General features: G+C 70.5%; 12 protein-coding genes and 1 tRNA gene. 4 read left to right on the top strand and 9 right to left on the bottom strand.

The features are described 5' to 3' along the window. Nucleotides 1-12 precede the first annotated feature (12 nt). Entirely contained in the window at nt 13-1,452 is a 1,440-nt protein-coding gene (locus FHS07_RS11305) for an APC family permease (protein WP_183419989.1), read from the bottom strand. A gap of 196 nt (nt 1,453-1,648) precedes the next feature. On the opposite strand from FHS07_RS11305, the gene FHS07_RS11300 reads away from it, so the two are divergent. Then, entirely contained in the window at nt 1,649-2,566 is a 918-nt protein-coding gene (locus tag FHS07_RS11300) for a cation diffusion facilitator family transporter (protein ID WP_183419988.1), read from the top strand. Between the two features lie 107 nt (nt 2,567-2,673). Here the strand turns inward: FHS07_RS11300 and FHS07_RS11295 are convergent, their stop codons facing one another. Together FHS07_RS11295 and FHS07_RS11290 are read right to left on the bottom strand one after the other, a co-directional pair. Beyond that, nucleotides 2,674-5,157, bottom strand: a complete 2,484-nt coding sequence (locus FHS07_RS11295; RefSeq protein ID WP_183419987.1) for an ATP-dependent DNA ligase — start codon at nt 5,155-5,157, stop codon at nt 2,674-2,676. A gap of 133 nt (nt 5,158-5,290) precedes the next feature. After that, the gene (locus FHS07_RS11290) at nt 5,291-5,758 is read right to left on the bottom strand and encodes a deaminase (protein ID WP_183419986.1); all 468 of its coding nucleotides are present in this window, start codon (nt 5,756-5,758) and stop codon (nt 5,291-5,293) included. 168 nt (nt 5,759-5,926) lie between these two features. Here FHS07_RS11290 and ku point away from each other — a divergent pair, with 168 nt between their 5' ends. Next, nucleotides 5,927-6,781: a non-homologous end joining protein Ku gene (gene ku / locus FHS07_RS11285; protein ID WP_183419985.1), complete on the top strand. Its 855-nt coding sequence runs from the start codon at nt 5,927-5,929 to the stop codon at nt 6,779-6,781. 3 nt (nt 6,782-6,784) lie between these two features. Here the strand turns inward: ku and FHS07_RS11280 are convergent, their stop codons facing one another. The 3 genes from FHS07_RS11280 to FHS07_RS11270 form a co-directional block, all read right to left on the bottom strand. Further along, nucleotides 6,785-7,549: a VTT domain-containing protein gene (locus FHS07_RS11280; protein WP_183419984.1), complete on the bottom strand. Its 765-nt coding sequence runs from the start codon at nt 7,547-7,549 to the stop codon at nt 6,785-6,787. A gap of 48 nt (nt 7,550-7,597) precedes the next feature. Beyond that, nucleotides 7,598-7,679 (bottom strand) — tRNA-Leu (locus tag FHS07_RS11275). A gap of 51 nt (nt 7,680-7,730) precedes the next feature. Then, nucleotides 7,731-9,341 (bottom strand): amidohydrolase family protein, encoded by a 1,611-nt coding sequence (locus tag FHS07_RS11270; protein WP_183419983.1) that lies wholly within the window; start codon nt 9,339-9,341, stop codon nt 7,731-7,733. A gap of 73 nt (nt 9,342-9,414) precedes the next feature. Here FHS07_RS11270 and FHS07_RS11265 point away from each other — a divergent pair, with 73 nt between their 5' ends. Then, a complete protein-coding gene (locus FHS07_RS11265) occupies nt 9,415-10,437 on the top strand; it encodes an NADPH:quinone reductase (protein WP_183419982.1) in 1,023 nt (340 codons plus the stop codon). A 33-nt stretch (nt 10,438-10,470) separates the two neighbouring features. Here the strand turns inward: FHS07_RS11265 and FHS07_RS11260 are convergent, their stop codons facing one another. The 3 genes from FHS07_RS11260 to FHS07_RS11250 form a co-directional block, all read right to left on the bottom strand. Further along, nucleotides 10,471-11,115, bottom strand: coding sequence for a YoaK family protein (locus FHS07_RS11260; RefSeq protein ID WP_343054690.1), 645 nt, complete (start codon nt 11,113-11,115; stop codon nt 10,471-10,473). A gap of 163 nt (nt 11,116-11,278) precedes the next feature. Further along, the gene (locus FHS07_RS11255; protein ID WP_183419980.1) at nt 11,279-13,063 is read right to left on the bottom strand and encodes a M20/M25/M40 family metallo-hydrolase; all 1,785 of its coding nucleotides are present in this window, start codon (nt 13,061-13,063) and stop codon (nt 11,279-11,281) included. A gap of 203 nt (nt 13,064-13,266) precedes the next feature. Beyond that, complete coding sequence (locus FHS07_RS11250) at nt 13,267-14,502, bottom strand: MFS transporter (RefSeq protein ID WP_183420160.1); 1,236 nt, start codon at nt 14,500-14,502, stop codon at nt 13,267-13,269. A gap of 71 nt (nt 14,503-14,573) precedes the next feature. Here FHS07_RS11250 and prfB point away from each other — a divergent pair, with 71 nt between their 5' ends. Beyond that, the gene (prfB, locus tag FHS07_RS11245) at nt 14,574-15,683 is read left to right on the top strand and encodes a peptide chain release factor 2 (RefSeq protein ID WP_183419979.1); all 1,110 of its coding nucleotides are present in this window, start codon (nt 14,574-14,576) and stop codon (nt 15,681-15,683) included. Nucleotides 15,684-15,698 lie beyond the last annotated feature (15 nt).

Below are 15,698 nucleotides of genomic sequence, written 5' to 3'. Positions count from 1 at the left end.
AGCGCTCGACGCTCAGGGCGTGCCGGCGCGGGAGACCTCGTCGTCTGCCCCGGGCTGTTCGTCCATCACGCCGGGCCGCAGGCGCAGCAGCACCAGGAAGTACACGCCGCCGACGGCGATCAGCCCGACGACGATGAGCACGGGGACCAGGGCATCGCCAGGGGTGACGAGGGCGAGGAGGGCGAGGGCGATCCAGACCAGCGCCGCGACGGCGACGGGGACCTCGGCGCGCCCGAGACTGAAGCCACCGGTGCGGCGCTCGAGCCGACGGCGTACGGCCAGGTAGAGCACGACGACGCCCGCGTAGATGAGGGCGGGGAGGATGGTGCTCCCGATGATGAGCTGCAGGAGCGCCTCTCCGGGGAGGGCGATCATCAGCACGCACCCGATGGCGACGATGAGCAGGGTGGCGAAGATCGGCGTGCGGGTGCGCGCGTCGACCCGGCCGATGAGGCGCGAGGCGGGGAAGCGGCCGTCGCGGGCCATGGCGAAGGCCTGTCGGGCCGCGGCGGCCAGCACCACGGTTCCAGCGCCGAACATCGAGAAGGCGATGCCCGCGAGCAGGATCAGCTCCCAGACGGGGCCGAGCTGTCCGCGGATGATGGCCGCGACGGGGGAGGGGTCGCTCGTGACGGCGGCCACGTCCTGGATCGACACCGTCAGCGTGAGCAGGAACGCGAATCCCGCGACCGCCGCCGCGACGACGGAGCCGACGATGGCGCGGGGCACCGCTCGATAGGGGTCTTTCGCCTCTTCGGCGAGGTTGGCTGCGGAATCGAACCCGACGAGGGTGGTGAGCCCCATCAGCATGCCCGCCATCAGCCCGCCGCCGAGGGCGAAGTACTGCGGATCCGCTTCCGCGACCCCGCGCGAGACGAGGTTCTGCGGGTGCACGGTGCCGGTGACAAGGGCGACGACGAGGAGCACGACCACGAGCACCGCGACGATGGCGAGCTCGACGGCGACCGCCGCCGACGTGACCATGCCGAGCAGTCGCGTGGAGACGACGACGAGGATCGCCTGGACGGCCAGGATGACGAGTGTCAGCCAGCGCGCGACGTCCTCGTCGGCGTCCATTCCCAGCAGCGGCATGACCGCTTGACTGGCGAGCGCGTTGGCGATGGCGACCACCGCGATGGCCAGGAACCAGAACGACAGCCAGCCGAAGAACCACCCCACGCGGGGTGACGCGAGCCGGGAGGCCCACTGGTACGAGGACCCGCTGAGGGCGATGCGCGCCGCGAACTGCGCGACGACGAGCGCGACCAGCGTCTGTCCGGCGCCGACCACGACCCAGAGCCACACGCCGAGTGGGCCCGAGGTCTGCAACATCTCGCCGTAGGTCGCGAACACACCGACCACGACCGAGATGAAGGCGAACGAAATCGCGAAGACCTGGAACCCGCCCAGGGAGCGCGTCAGTGGCGGGCGCGTGGCGGTGGTCTCATCCATCGGAACCCCTCGGTCGGACCGTCGGCAGTCCTTCACCGACCGTGCCAGGCACGGTCCTGCCCTCACAAGGTCCTCAAGCGGTCGTGTCCGCAAGCGGACGCCCCGGGGTCCGCGATCGTGGTGGGTGACAGCGGTTCTCATTCCCGACTGCCGCGGAAACACGCGCGATGTCCGGGGTCGGACCTAGCCTGGTCCCATGCACGATCACGCGCCCGCGGGCGGCATCCGCGATGCCGGTGACAAGCGCCTGCTCGCGACCGCCCTCGCCCTGACCGCGACCGTGATGGTCGTGCAGATCGTCGGGGCGATCCTGTCGGGGTCGCTCGCGCTGCTCGCCGACGCCGCGCACATGTTCACCGACGCCGCGGCCCTCGTGGTCGCCCTCGTGGCCACCTCGATCGCGGCACGCCCCGCCGACGACCGCCGTACGTACGGCTATCAGCGCGCCGAGGTGCTCGGGGCTCTCGTCAACGGCGTCATCTTGATCGTGCTGTGCGCGTGGGTGGGGGTCGAGGCGGTGCAGCGGCTGCTGGCACCGGCCGAGGCAGAGGTGCAGGGCGGGCTCATGCTCGTCGTCGCCGCCGTCGGCATGGTCGCGAATGCCGTGTCGATGTGGCTGCTCGGGCGTGCGCAGAAGCGCAGCATCAACGTCCGCGGCGCGTACCTCGAGGTGCTGGGCGACCTCGTCGGGTCGGTGGCGGTCATCATCGCCGCAATCGTCATCCTGACGACCGGCTTCGTGCAGGCCGACGCCATCGCCTCGCTGTTCATCGCGGTGCTCATCGTGCCGCGGGCGATCGGGCTGCTCCGCGAGGTCGTGGTCGTGCTGACCGAATCGGCGCCGGTGGGGGTGCACGTCGCCGAGATCCGCGACCACCTGCGTGGCGCCGACGGCGTGGTCGACGTGCACGACGTGCACGTGTGGCAGCTGACGCGTGGAGCGCCGGTGTTCAGCGCCCACGTCATCGTCGAGGACGCGGCGCTGAGCGACGGTCGTTCGGCGGCGATCCTCGCGTCGCTGCAGACGTGCCTGGCCGACCACTTCGACGTGGAGCACTCGACCTTCCAGCTCGAACCCGCCGGCCACGTCGAGCACGACTCGCGCCACGCCTAGCCCGTCTGTCGCCATGTGCGGCCACGTCGAGCACCACTCGCGCCACGCCAGCCCCGCCGCCGACTCCGGCGCCCGGTGGCTCCGACAGCCCTGCGGACCGGAAGGGTTCAGTCCTCCCGCACCACCTCGCCCGGCGTCTTGTCGGGCCGCAGTCCTCGCCAGCGCGCCTGACGCAGGATGCCGCCGGGGGTGAACTCCGCGAACTCCACCTCGGCCACGAGGTCGGGCCGTACCCACAGCGCATCGCGGGCGTCGGCCGCCGGTACCCCGACGAACGGGTCGGTGTCGCCGCGGAGGGGTTCCAGCAGGGCGGTGAGGCGCGCGAGGGTCTGTTCCCCGAAGCCCGAGCCGACGCGCCCGGCGTACTGCAGCCCGTCGGCCGACGGCACCCCGACCAGCAGTGACCCGATCGTGCCCGCGCGATTGCCCTTGCCGGGGCGGATGCCGCCGATCACGACCTCCTGCGTGCGCGAGTGCTTCACCTTCAGCCACTGCTCGGAACGGGTGCCCCGCCGGTACGTCGACGCGGGGTCTTTCACGACGACCCCTTCGAGCCCGAACCGGCCGCTCGTCGCGACCGCGGCATCCACGTCGTCGAAGACGGGCGGTACCACCACCGGCGCGCCGGCACGCGCGGCAAGCTTCTCGAGGAGGTGACGTCGCTCGGAAAGGGGAAGGGATGCCACGTCGCGTCCGTCGATCGACAAAACGTCGAAGAGATAGAGCTGCACCGGCGTGCGCCGGGCCTCGTGGGAGATCTCGCGCGGTTGGGCGAGGTTCATGCGCTTCTGCAGGAGGGGGAAGCTGGGGCGTCCCTGAGAGTCGAGCGCGACGATCTCCCCGTCGACGACCGCGCGCTCCGCCCCGAGACCCAGAGGGACACCGGTCAGCTCGGGGTAGGTCCGGGTGAGGTCGTTGCCGTTGCGCGAGCGCAACCGCAAACGCTCACCGTCCCAGATGCCCACACCGCGGATGCCGTCCCACTTCATCTCCACCCACGGCGCACCCCAGCGCGCGGCGGCGGCGCGGGCGAGACCCGCAGTCGCCGCGGTGGCGAGCATGGGACGGAGGTCGGCCACGGTGGGCTCGGTGTCGGGGGGTCGTCCCGGGGACTCGTCCGCCGCCGGTGTCGGGGCCGGTGCGTCGTCGGGTGCCGCGTCGGGTGCGCGACCGGCTGTGGTGCCGTGATCGAGAGCCACCACCGTCGCCCCGTCGCCCTGCGGTCTGCCCTCGGCATCCGTCTTCATGCGATGCAGCAGCCACTGGGACTTCTCGCCCCGCCCCTCGGTGCGGATCAGGGCGAGTCGCACGCGTCCGAGCGGGCCGTCGTCCTGCCCGGTGAGCGTGGCGATCACCTCGTCGTCGCGCCACTTCTCGAGCTCGTACGTGCCGGTGTCCCAGACCGTCATGACACCCGCGCCGTACTCGCCGCGCGGAATCTCCCCGGCGAAGTCGAGATACGTCAGGGGGTGATCCTCGGTCATCACGGCGAGACTGTTCTTCGCCGTGGTCGGCGGTACTCCGCGGGGGACCGCCCAGCTCACCAGCACACCGTCGTGTTCGAGCCGCAGATCCCAGTGCAGGCGGCTCGCGTGGTGCTCCTGGACGACGAATCGGGGGAACCCGTCGGGGGCCGCATCTCCGTTCGGCGTGTCGGGAACGGGCTCGGGCGTCCTGCCCGCGGTGCGCTTCGAGAGGTAGGCACGCAGCGGCCCCGCGTCGCGTTCGAGGGGTGCGAGCGGGTCGCCGGCGCGCGCGAGCACCTCGTCGAACAGCAGATGGCCGAGCCCGGGATCGTCCAGTTCGTCCCAGGTGCGAGGGGCGGCGACCGTCGGGCGTGAGCGCCCCCGCAGCGAGTACGGCGCGATGGTCGTCTTGGAGCCGTTGTTCTGGCTCCAGTCGATGAAGACCTTGCCGGGGCGTGCGGATTTCGACATCTGGCTGACCACCAGGTCAGGGTGGTCGGCCTCGATCGCCCGAGCGAGTTCCTTCGCGATCGCGCTGGCCGCGTCGCTCGACTGGCGGCCATCGAGGTGGGCGTAGAGGTGGATTCCCTTGCTTCCGCTTGTGACCGGCAGGGGGTCGAGCCCGATGTCCTGCAGGATCGCCCGGGCCCAGCGGGCGACCTCGGCGCACTCGGTGAGGCCGACACCGGGGCCGGGATCGAGGTCGAGTACCAGGCGGTCGGGGTTCTGCCGTTCGCCGTCGGGCGAGAATCGCCACTGCGGCACGTGGAGCTCGAGGCTGGCGACCTGCGCGAGGTAGACGAGGGTCGGCAGGTCGTCCGCGAGCGGGTAGTCCTTGGCGCCGGACGAGTGGTCGATGGGGAACCGGCGCACCCACGCGGGCGCTCCGGGTTCGAGGGCCTTCGCGAAGAACGGCTCGCCCGGGTCGGAGTCGGTGCCGACCCCGTCGGGCCAGCGTTTGCGGGTGACCGGCCGGTCGGCGACGTGGGGGAGCAGGCGTGGAGCGATGCGCGAGTAATAGTCGATGACCTCGCCCTTGGTGGTCCCCGTCTCGGGGTAGAGCACCTTGTCGAGGTTCGACAGGCGCAGCCGACGCCCGCCGATCCGCACCGTCTGCTCCACCATCGCCCCAGCGTAGGGCGGGAACGACTCCGGATGCCGAGGGGCTTGCGAGGCCGAGGCTCCCGCCGGAGGTCCGAGCCGCACCGGGCGCCGGGGACGAGGTGGCCGGGCGAGCGACGTCACCCGGCGTACCGGATCAGCGTCGGGCGACCTGGAGATGCAGGTGTTCGAGCTCGGCGGCGAGTTCTTCGAAGGGGCCACGGGAAACGATCCCCGGAGCGACGTCCTCGATGGCGAGGGGCCGGATCGGCGCGGGGGCCGCTCCCCACGAGGATCGCCACTGCGTCAGCTGCGCGGTCGAGCCGGCGAAGACGATGGGGCCGAGACCCGCCCACGCGTGAGCCGCGGCGCACATGGCGCAGTGCTCGCCCGAGGTGTAGACCGTCATCGATGCACGTTCGGCCGCGGCGTAGTGCGCGACCGCCCAGCGCACGAGGGCGATCTCGGGATGCGCGGTGGGATCACCGCGACCGACGGTGTTGCGCTCCTCTCGAAGCACGCGCCCGTCTCCGTCGACGAGGAGTGATCCGAAGGCGTCGTCGCCGGCGTTCACCGCCTCCGTCGCCAGTTCCAGGCAGCGCTTCAGCGCGTCGATGTCGTCCATGGGTTCCTCTCTACGGGGGTCGTGTCGCTTCGGCCAGGCACACCGCTCACGTGTGCACTGTCCATCTTGTCCCCGGTCGACTCCGCCGAGCGGCGGGTTGAGGTTCCGTCACCCTCCCGCGACGCAAGGGTCTCGGCATCCAGCGTCGTTTCGGTGTTCACTGGACCCATGCGATCGATCTGGAAGGGTGCCCTGACGTTCGGCCTCGTCAACGTGCCCGTGAAGGTGTACTCGGCCACCGAGGATCACGACGTCTCCCTGCACCAGGTGCACAACAAGGACGGCGGGCGCATCCGCTACCAACGCATCTGCGAGGTCGACGGCGAGGTCGTGCCGTACGGCGACATCGATCGGGCCTACGACGACGGCGAGCAGACGGTCGTGTTGACCAAAGACGACCTCGCGTCGTTGCCCAGCGAGCGCAGCCGTGAGATCGAGGTCGTCGAGTTCGTCCCCAGCGAGCAGGTCGATCTGCTCACCCTCGACAAGGCGTACTACCTCGAGCCCGACTCCACGTCGCCCAAGGCGTACGTGCTGCTGCGCAAGACGCTCGAGCAGACCGACCGCACCGCGATCGTGCGCTTCTCGCTGCGGCAGAAGACGCGGCTCGCCGCCCTCCGGGTGCGCGGAGACGTTCTGGTTCTGCAGACGTTGTTGTGGGCCGACGAGGTGCGCGAGGCGGCGTTCCCGGCACTCGATGAGAGCGTGCGCATCTCGGCCAAAGAGCTTGAGATGTCGGCATCCCTTGTCGACAGCTTCTCGAAGGATTTCGATCCCGAGGAGTTCACCGACGCCTATCAGGCGGAGCTGCGAACCCTCATCGACGCGAAGCTCGAGCAGGGCGACGCGATCGACACGGACGCCACCTTCGGCACGCGAGAGGAAGAGGACGGTGGCGAGGTCATCGATCTGATGGAGGCGCTCCGCGCGAGCGTCGAGCGCAGTCGCGCGGCGCGGGCGGGGGAGAACGACAAGGCCGCCGACAAGAAGCCGGCGGCCAAGAAGAAGACGAAGGCGTCCTGAGCCTCAACGGGCCGGGTGGTCTCCGTCTTCGAACGACTTCGGGTCGAGCGTGAGCGCCTCGGCCTCGGCGTGAGTGACGGTGTCCTGTCCGGCCGCCGCGTCGCGCTTGGCGGCGGCGCGCTCGCGGAAATAGTGGAAGACGACGAAACCGACGGTGCCGACCACGACCGTCAGGAGGATGACGTCGATGTACTCCGCGACGAATTCGCCGACGCCGGGGATCAGGCTGAGCAGGTAGCCCGCGACGGTGAGGCCGAAGCCCCAGATGAGGGCGCCGATCAGGTTGTAGAGCGTGTACTTCCACTTGTTCATGTGGCCGACACCCGCGGCGATGGGCGCGAAGGTGCGCACGATGGGCACGAAGCGGGCGAGGATCACGGTGAGCCCGCCGAAGCGGACGAAGAACGCGTTGGTGCGCTCGACGTTCTTCCGGCTGAACAGACCCGACTCTTTGCGTTCGAATATCGCGGGCCCCGCCTTGTGGCCGATGAGATAGCCGACTTCGCCACCGAGGAAGGCCGCGAGGCCGATCAGCAGTCCGGTGATCCAGACGTTGACACCGAAGACCCCGTGAGGCGGGTGCGTGACCGGGTTCGACAGGATGCCCGCCATGATCAGCAACGTGTCGCCGGGGAGCAGGAACCCGATCAGCAGACCGGTCTCGGCGAAGATGATCAGACAGACGATGACGAGGGCCCAGGGGCCGGCGGCGTCGATGATCGTCGCGGGGTCGAGCCACGGGAGCAGTGCGGCGGTGGTGTGGATCACATCGGTCCCGTCGGGTCGGAGAGGTGGTGCGGGTGAAGCGGCCAATCGTGCGGAAGGGGGGACTTGAACCCCCACGCCCGAAGGCACAGGAACCTAAATCCTGCGTGTCTGCCGATTTCACCACTCCCGCGAGTGGGTTCAGTCTAAACGGGCCGCACCCGCGCTCGATGTGAACGAGCCGTCAAAGAGCGACCACCTCACCCGCCACCACGGTCGCGTTCGTCCGGGTCTCATGGATGTCGGAGGCCGGGCCGACGAACGGGTCGCGGTCGGCGATCGCGAGGTCCGCCGCGGCGCCCGGAGCGAGGGTGCCAGGGCCTATGCCGAGGAGATCGGCGGAACCCCGCGTGTAGGCGTCCAGGGCCGTCTCGAGCGAGAGGGCGTGCGCGGCGCCGAGGGGCTCGGCATCCGCTTCTCCCGGGGGACGACGGGTGACGGCCACGTGCACGCCGAGCCAGGGGTCGAACGTGGAGACGGGCCAGTCCGACCCCATCGCGAGCGCGGCGCCGGCAGTGCGGAGGGCCGCGAACGGGTAGAGGTCGTCGGCGCGGTCGTCGCCGAGCAGGGGAAGCGTGACCTGGCGCACGAGGGCGTTGGCGCACGCCCAGTACGGCTGGCAGTTGGCGGTGACCCCCAGCGCGGCGAAGCGCGGGACGTCGTCGGGGGAGATGAGCTCGAGGTGGGCGATGTGGTTGCGCACGCGGGACCGGTCAGCAGCCGGTACCGCGTCGAATCCGTCGAGAGCGTCGTGGACCGCCGCGTCGCCCAGGGCGTGCACGTGCACGGCGATACCGGCGGCGTTCAACGCGGGCACCAGCTGCTGCACGAGCTCGGGCGCGAAGTACGACAGGCCGTGCGACCCGTCGGGATACGGGTGGCAGAGATGAGCGGTCCGTGTCTCCACGATCCCGTCCAGCATGAGCTTCGCCGTGCGCGTGGGGAATCCGGCTGCCGTGTTGACGCGGGCCCGCTCGAGGCACTCAGCGACGAACGCGCCGATGCTGTCCGACGTGAGGTTGCGCGGCACCCAGATGGCACCCGTCGCCCTCCCGATCAGCGACCCGTCGTGCAGCAGTGAAAGGTAGGCGTGGGAGAAGTCGGGGTAACCGGCGTACTCACCCAGCGCTGCTTCCTGCCAGCCGGTGATGCCGGCGGCCAGTGCGGACCGGGAGACCGTGCGCAGAGCACGCGCGATGTCAGCGGTCTCGTGCGGGGGGATGTGGGGGGAGACCAGCTGCATCGCGCCTTCGCGCAACGCGCCGCTCGGTGTGCCGTCTGCCGCACGTTCGATCCGCCCGTCGGAGGGATCGGGGGTGGCGCGGTCGATACCCGCGGCGACCAGGGCCGCCGAGTTGGCCCACCCGCCGTGGTGGTCGGCGTCGAGCAGGAAGGCGGGACGATCGGGGACCAGCGCGTCGAGGTGGGCCGCTGTGGGCCCGGTGGGCGGGAAGAGCGTGGGGTCCCATCCACCGCCCACCACCCACGCGGAGCCGGTGTCGACGGCGAACGCGCGGATGCGTCGGTCGATCTCGTCGAGGGTCTCGGCCCCCGCGAGATCGCAGCGGAGGGCGTCGACCGCCCCGCCCCCGAGGTGGAGGTGCGCATCGACGAACCCCGGGGTCACGAGCCCGCCGCGGGCGTCCAGCTCGTCGTCGACCCTGCCGAGGGTGTCGCGCACGTCGCGGTGAGAACCGACGACCACGATCCTGCCGTCGCGAACCCCCAGGGCGTCGGCATCGAGGACGGTTCCGGAGGAGAAGAGGACGCCGTTGGCGACGAGAAGGCTGCTCACGGCTTCAGTGTGGCGGGAGCCTCCGCGACACGCCGAAGGAATGCGCGCGTCGCCTCGTGCGCTTCCCTCTCGTATGCAGGCGATCATGTACTCCCAGACCGGTGACTCCTCCGTCCTCTCGCTCGTCGAGCGTCCTCTGCCCGAGCCGGGCCCCGGCGAGGTGCGCGTGCGCATCGCCGTCTCAGGGGTGAATCCCACCGACTGGAAGGCCCGACAGGGCGGTCGTCCGTTCTCCTGGGATGAGGTGACGCCCAACCAGGACGGCGCGGGAGTCGTGGATGCCGTGGGTGACGGTGTCGAAGCCGTGTCGACGGGCCAGCGGGTGTGGGTCTACCTCGCCCAGCACGAGCGTCCCACCGGCACGGCCGCCGAGTACGCCGTCATCCCCGCCGCTCGTGCCGTCCCGCTCGCCGACGACGCCTCGTTCGCCCTCGGGGCGAGCCTCGGTGTCCCGGCCATGACGGCGCACCGCGCCCTGACCGTGCACGAGAACGGCCCCGCGCGACTCGCACCCGGCGCGCTCGACGGACGTACGGTCCTCGTGCAGGGCGGCGCCGGCGCGGTCGGCCACGCCGCCATCCAACTCGCCGTCTGGGCCGGCGCGACAGTGATCGCGACGGTCAGCAGCGACGAGAAGGAGGCACTCGCCCGTGCGGCCGGCGCCCACCACGTGCTGCAGTACCCCAGCGGCGCGCTCGCCGACGGTATCCGCGAACTCGCACCCAACGGCGTCGACCACATCGTCGAAGTCGCCATCGCCGACAACGCCGCCCTCGATGTCGAGGTGATCGCCAACCACGGCTCGATCGGCTACTACGCCGACAACGGCGGTGACCAGTTCAGCGCCGCGGTGCGGGCCAGCTTCGCCAAGAACGTCCGCTGGCAGGGCCTGCTGCTGTACACCGTGGGCGAAGACGCGCTCGCCGCCGCCGCGGAAGACGTGTCGGCAGCCGTCGCCGCCGGGGCACTGCCGGTCGGAGACGGCACCGGTCTGCCCCTGACGTGGTTCGCCCTCGCCGACACCGCCGCCGCGCACGACGCCGTCGCGAACGGTGCGACGGGCAAGGTGCTCATCCGCGTGAGCGACGCGGACTGACTCGCCCGACCGAACAGAAGAGCACCGCCGGCCTCAACGAGGACGTGGCGTCCGTCGGCCGCGCACGGCCACCACAGCCGCCGCCGCGGCCAGGGCGGTGGCGGCCACCCCCAGAGCGGCGGCGCTTCCCAGCGCGTGCGTGACTCCGCCGATCACCGCCCCGGCGACCAGTGCCGACCACAGGAGGAGGGGACGCTGCCAGCCTCTCCGTGAGCCGCCGGTGACGAGAGCGGAGAGGCCGAGGCCGAGACTGACCAGGGTGCCGGTGGAGTAGGTGATGGGGATCCTCGCGCGCCCATCGGCGAGGAACAGCGTGTTCAACGCCCCCATCGCCGCCGCCAGCAGTCCTGCCCGCCAGAGCGTGGTGGAGCCGCCCAGCGCGAGCGCCGCTGCCACGGCGACGACGACGGCGGCTCCGCTGACCACCCAGGTCTGTGCGCGTGCGGTGCGGATACTCATCGCTCCGCCGACGGTGACGCCCCCGACGAACGCCGCGATGACACCGGCGGCGACGAGGGCGAGAGACGCGTCGCCGCGGAGCACGGCGACCGCGCCCTGCGTGGAGTTGCCGCTCATGAACGACACGAACAAGCCGCCCGTGTCGAGAAAGCCCACGGCATCCACGAAACCGGCCACGGCGGACAGCGCCGCGGAAAGTGTCAGTGCGCCGCGATCCACGTCTTTCACGTCGTCTCCCGCCGATGATCGGTTCGTGCATCATGGTGGGCCCTGCCGCGCGGTCATTCAAATCGGCGCGGCGCGTGCGACGAAAAGAACCGCCGGGGCCACGCGTGATGCGCGACCCCGGCGGTTCGTCGGTCCGGGGGGAGACCGTCGACGGTTACTGCTGCGTGCGGCGGCGGGCGATCGCCGTTCCGGCTGCGACGACCAGACCGAAGGCGAGCATGCCCGCACCGATCAGCGGCAGCGGCGAACCCTCCACGTCGGAACCCGTGCGCGCGAGGCTCCCGCCGGAACCCTTCCCGCCCGGGGCGGGGACGGCGGTGGCGCTGGCAGACGGCGCGGCCGTCGGTGCGGCGGTGGCCGTCGGCTCCGCGGTCGGGCTGGGCGTGGCCGTGGGTTCAGCCGTCGGTGTGGGTGTCGGCGTCGGCGTGGGCGCGACGGCATCCCAGGCCAGCACGTAGGCGGCGTGACCGATCGCGGGGGCGAAGATGTCGACCGACGCCCGGCTGACGTTCTCCAGGGTGTCGTTCTCGGTGTGGTAGTTGCGGTCCATGAAGACTCCCGCCGTGCCGCCGAACTGCGCCACCTGCTCCTCGGTCTTGATGTCATCCGCACCCGAGAACAGGCCGCCCGAGGGGATGCCGTTGTCGATGAACGCCTGGTAGTCGCTGCGACCCGAGTATTCGGTGTCGATCCACGGCTGCGTGATGGCGTCGAAGTAGTCGGTGTACACCTTCTCGATCTCGATGGATCCTTCGGGGATCTCGACCGGAGCTTCGGACGACGACTCGTTCGCGTCGTACACGCCCACCGTGAAGTTCTCCGACCCGATCATGTCGTAGTTGAGGTACGCCGAGATCCGGGCGAGCTCTGCCGGGTCCTCCGCGACGAGCTCATCGACGTAGGCCGTCGAACCGAGCAGTCCGATCTCCTCCGCACCCCACAGGGCCAGGCGGATCCGCTTGTCGTTGGGAACCTCGGATGCCGCGATCTTCTCGGCCAGGGCGAGGATGGCTGCCGAACCCGAGCCGTTGTCGTTGACGCCGGGTCCTTCGGCGACGCCGTCGAGGTGCGCGCCGACGACGAGGGTGTCATCGGGGTCGCCCGCGACGCTGTCGGCGATGATGTTGAACGTCTTGCCGACGAGGAACTCCTTCTCGATGACGGCGGTTCCCTCGACGGGGTCGCCGGCGGGAGCCGCCGTGACGAGGGCTACCAGCGCGTCGCCGCTCGCCTGCGGCAGGGTGGCCGCGGGGGAGTTGTCCTCGTTGCGCGGGCCGGCCGAGACGTTGGTGAGCTGATCCTGGGGCGTGGTCCCCTCGGCCTCGGGGCGAGCGTTGTTGTAGACGAACACCGCGCCGGCACCGGCCGCCGTGGCGTTCTCGATCTTCGCCTGGAAGGTGCAATCGCCGCGTTGAACGAGCACGATCGCGCCGACCGGAACGGCGGCGTAGTCGGTCGTGGCGCACCCGAGGCGGAGCCCTGCGGCATCGGCGGCCGGGAGGGCGAGGATGTCGGTGTAGTCGCCGTCGACGCCCTCGCTGGTGTCGAAGTGCGACCCTTCGTACGTGGTGCCCTCGACGGTGAGGGACGCTTCGCCGAACTCCGAGTACGGCACGTCGAACTCGTCGCGGGTGACGGTGAACGCCCCCGTCGCTTCGAGCACTTCCTCGGCGTACTCGGCCGCGGCCTCGTAGCCGGGCGAGTTCCAGGCGCGGTAGCCCTCGGCAGCGAACGACTCGCTGATCTCGGACAGCTCGGTGAGGTGGGTCATGACGTCGGCGCCGGTCAGGCCGAGGTCGTTCGGGGTCTCACCCGGGGCGACTGCGGCGGTCGCTGCCGGCGCGAGCAGCAGCGATCCGCCGACGAGGGCGGTCGTGGCGACCGCGGCGGAGAACCGGCGGCCGCGCGAGGGCGGAGAGTGGGTGGTGTTTCGGGGCACGGTGAATGCACCTCTCTGCGGGCGGCGACGCCCGCATCATCCAGGGGGAACGATGCGTCCGCCCGAGGAGGCGAACACGCTTCGATTCTTATCGGATAGCTGAGCATTCGCCATCGATTTCCGGAATGTTTACGGCACGGAAACCTGTGAACCTGTGTTTTGGGCATGCCGATGCCGGGTGACCCTGAACTGTTTCCGACGCCTCACCGCGTGCGCGGAACGTATCGCGGTACCCACCTGATGAAGCCGACGGCGCCGAACACCGCGATCGCGCCCATCGCGCCCACCCCGACCGAGAGCGACGCCACCGCCGTGAGCGCCGACACGAGCACCGGTGCCACCGCGCCGCCGGCATCCGTCAATGTCCGCCACGATCCGAGGAAGGCAGCAGGCTCGGTAGGGGGTGCGATGTCGGCTCCGAGGGTGAGCAGGATGCCGCTCGAGAGGCCGTTGCCCACGCCGAGCACGGCGGCGAACATCGCGTACCACATGGCTGCGGAGCTCAGATCGTGCGTGAACGACAGCGCGACGAATCCCGCGCCCATGAGGATCATTGCGGGCAGTGCCGCCCACAGCCGTCCGAAGCGGTCCATCACCTGCCCGCTGGCGTAGAACAGGGCGAAGTCGATCGCCCCGGACACGCCCACCACCACCGCGATCGTGCCGGCATCCAGCCCCAGCGACACCCCCCACAGGGGGAGGACCACCTGGCGCGCCGAGCGCACTGCCGACAGGGAGGCCGCCGCGAGCCCGAGCCGCGCGAGCACGCCGCGGAAACGCCACATCGTGCGGAACACGCCGGCCCGTTCGATCGTGGGGATGGACCCGGTGACCGGCTCGCCGCTGTCCTCCGCCTCCCCGGCCCTGACGGGTGGCCGCTGCGTCGAGCCCACCCCGACGGGCACGGCCCTCTCGGGGTCGGGGCCGAAGAACACCAGCAGGATCGTCGCGACCTGGCACACGGCGAAGAAGACCACGGATGCCGTTTCGTCGCCGAAGATGCCCAACAGCGCCGCGGAGATGAACGGCCCGACGAACATCCCCGCCCGGAAAGTTCCGCCCAGCAGCGACAGCGCCCGGGCGCGGAAATGCAGCGGCACGCGCGTCGTCATGAACGAGTGGCGGGCCAGCGCGAACGCCGCCGCGCAGAAGCCGATGAGGAACACCGCCGCCGCGAACACGGCCAGGGACGAGGCGAAGACGATGCCGACGAGGCCGGCCAGCACGACGATGCCGGCGACGCCCATCGTGACGCGCTCGCCGAAACGGGCGACGGCCCACCCGGCGGGGATGTTGCCGCACAGCTGGCCGACGACGAGGGCGGCGGCGACCAGGGCGGCGAGGGCGACGTCGGCACCGAGTCGGTCGGCGATCACGGGGATCAGGGGGATGACCGCGCCTTCCCCGACCGCGAAGAGCAGGGTGGGTCCGTAGATCATCGGCGCGAAGCGCACCAGCACGTTCCGGGGAGAGTCGGCTGTCACCGTGTCCACGATAGGCTGGATGCCAAATGCTCGAACTCGATTTGACCGCCGACATCCAGGCGCTGCGCTCGACCTTCGCCGATATCCAGGCCGTGGTCGACGTCGACGCACTCACAGCCGACATCGAACGCCTCAGCGGTGAGGCCGGTGCCCCTGACCTGTGGGACGACGTCGACAACGCCCAGAAGGTCACCAGTCGTCTCAGCCACCGGCAGGCGGAGCTGAAGCGCGTCTCGGAGATCGCGCAGCGTCTCGACGACCTCGAGGTGCTCGTCGGTCTCGCGATCGAGATGGATGACGACGACGCGGCCGACGAAGCCCGTCGGGAGCTCGCCGCGCTGAAAGACGTGATCGGTCAGCTCGAGGTGCAGACCCTCCTCGACGGCGAGTACGACCCGCGCTCCGCCGTCGTCACGATCCGCTCCGGTGCCGGCGGCGACGACGCGACCGACTTCGCCGAGATGCTGCTGCGCATGTACCTGCGGTGGTGCGAGCGCCACAAGTACCCCGTCAAGGTCATGGACACCTCCTTCGCCGAGGGTGCGGGCATCAAGTCCGCGACATTCGAGGTCGACGTGCCCTACGCCTACGGCACACTCTCCGTCGAGGCGGGCACCCACCGCCTCGCGCGCATCAGCCCCTTCGGCGGTGCCGACAAGCGCCAGACCAGCTTCGCCGCGGTCGAGGTCATCCCGGTGATGGAAGAAGCCGTCGAGGTCGACGTGCCCGAGGGTGACATCCGCGTCGACGTGTTCCGCTCGTCGGGACCGGGCGGACAGTCGGTCAACACGACCGACTCGGCCGTGCGCATCACGCACCTGCCCACGGGTCTCGTCGTGTCGATGCAGAACGAGAAGTCGCAGATCCAGAACCGCGCCGCCGCCATGCGCGTGCTGCAGACGCGCCTGCTCCTGCTCAAGCGCGAAGAAGAAGCAGCCAAGAAGAAGGAGCTCGCCGGCACGATCACCGCGAGCTGGGGCGACCAGATGCGCTCCTACTTCCTGTACGGCCAGCAGCTCGTGAAAGACCTGCGCACGGGGTACGAGGTCGGCAACCCGGCGGTCGTCTTCGACGGCGATCTCGACGGACTCATCGCCGCCGGCATCCGCTGGCGCAAGCGCAAAGAAGACGACTGACCCGCACGTGACGAC

Source organism: Microbacterium proteolyticum (assembly GCF_014192415.1).
Taxonomy (GTDB): domain Bacteria; phylum Actinomycetota; class Actinomycetes; order Actinomycetales; family Microbacteriaceae; genus Microbacterium; species Microbacterium proteolyticum.
The sequence above is the reverse complement of the archived record's forward strand: the minus strand, read 5'-3'. Positions and strand labels throughout refer to the sequence as shown.

What these genes read in the sequence shown, in the direction of transcription:
- FHS07_RS11250 (WP_183420160.1), bottom strand. Translation starts at nt 14,502, where the DNA reads ATGATCTACGGACCCACCCTGCTCTTCGCGGTCGGGGAAGGCGCGGTC.
- ku (WP_183419985.1), top strand. Translation starts at nt 5,927, where the DNA reads ATGCGATCGATCTGGAAGGGTGCCCTGACGTTCGGCCTCGTCAACGTG.
- prfB (WP_183419979.1), top strand. Translation starts at nt 14,574, where the DNA reads ATGCTCGAACTCGATTTGACCGCCGACATCCAGGCGCTGCGCTCGACC.
- FHS07_RS11295 (WP_183419987.1), bottom strand. Translation starts at nt 5,157, where the DNA reads ATGGTGGAGCAGACGGTGCGGATCGGCGGGCGTCGGCTGCGCCTGTCG.
- FHS07_RS11300 (WP_183419988.1), top strand. Translation starts at nt 1,649, where the DNA reads ATGCACGATCACGCGCCCGCGGGCGGCATCCGCGATGCCGGTGACAAG.
- FHS07_RS11265 (WP_183419982.1), top strand. Translation starts at nt 9,415, where the DNA reads ATGCAGGCGATCATGTACTCCCAGACCGGTGACTCCTCCGTCCTCTCG.
- FHS07_RS11290 (WP_183419986.1), bottom strand. Translation starts at nt 5,758, where the DNA reads ATGGACGACATCGACGCGCTGAAGCGCTGCCTGGAACTGGCGACGGAG.
- FHS07_RS11305 (WP_183419989.1), bottom strand. Translation starts at nt 1,452, where the DNA reads ATGGATGAGACCACCGCCACGCGCCCGCCACTGACGCGCTCCCTGGGC.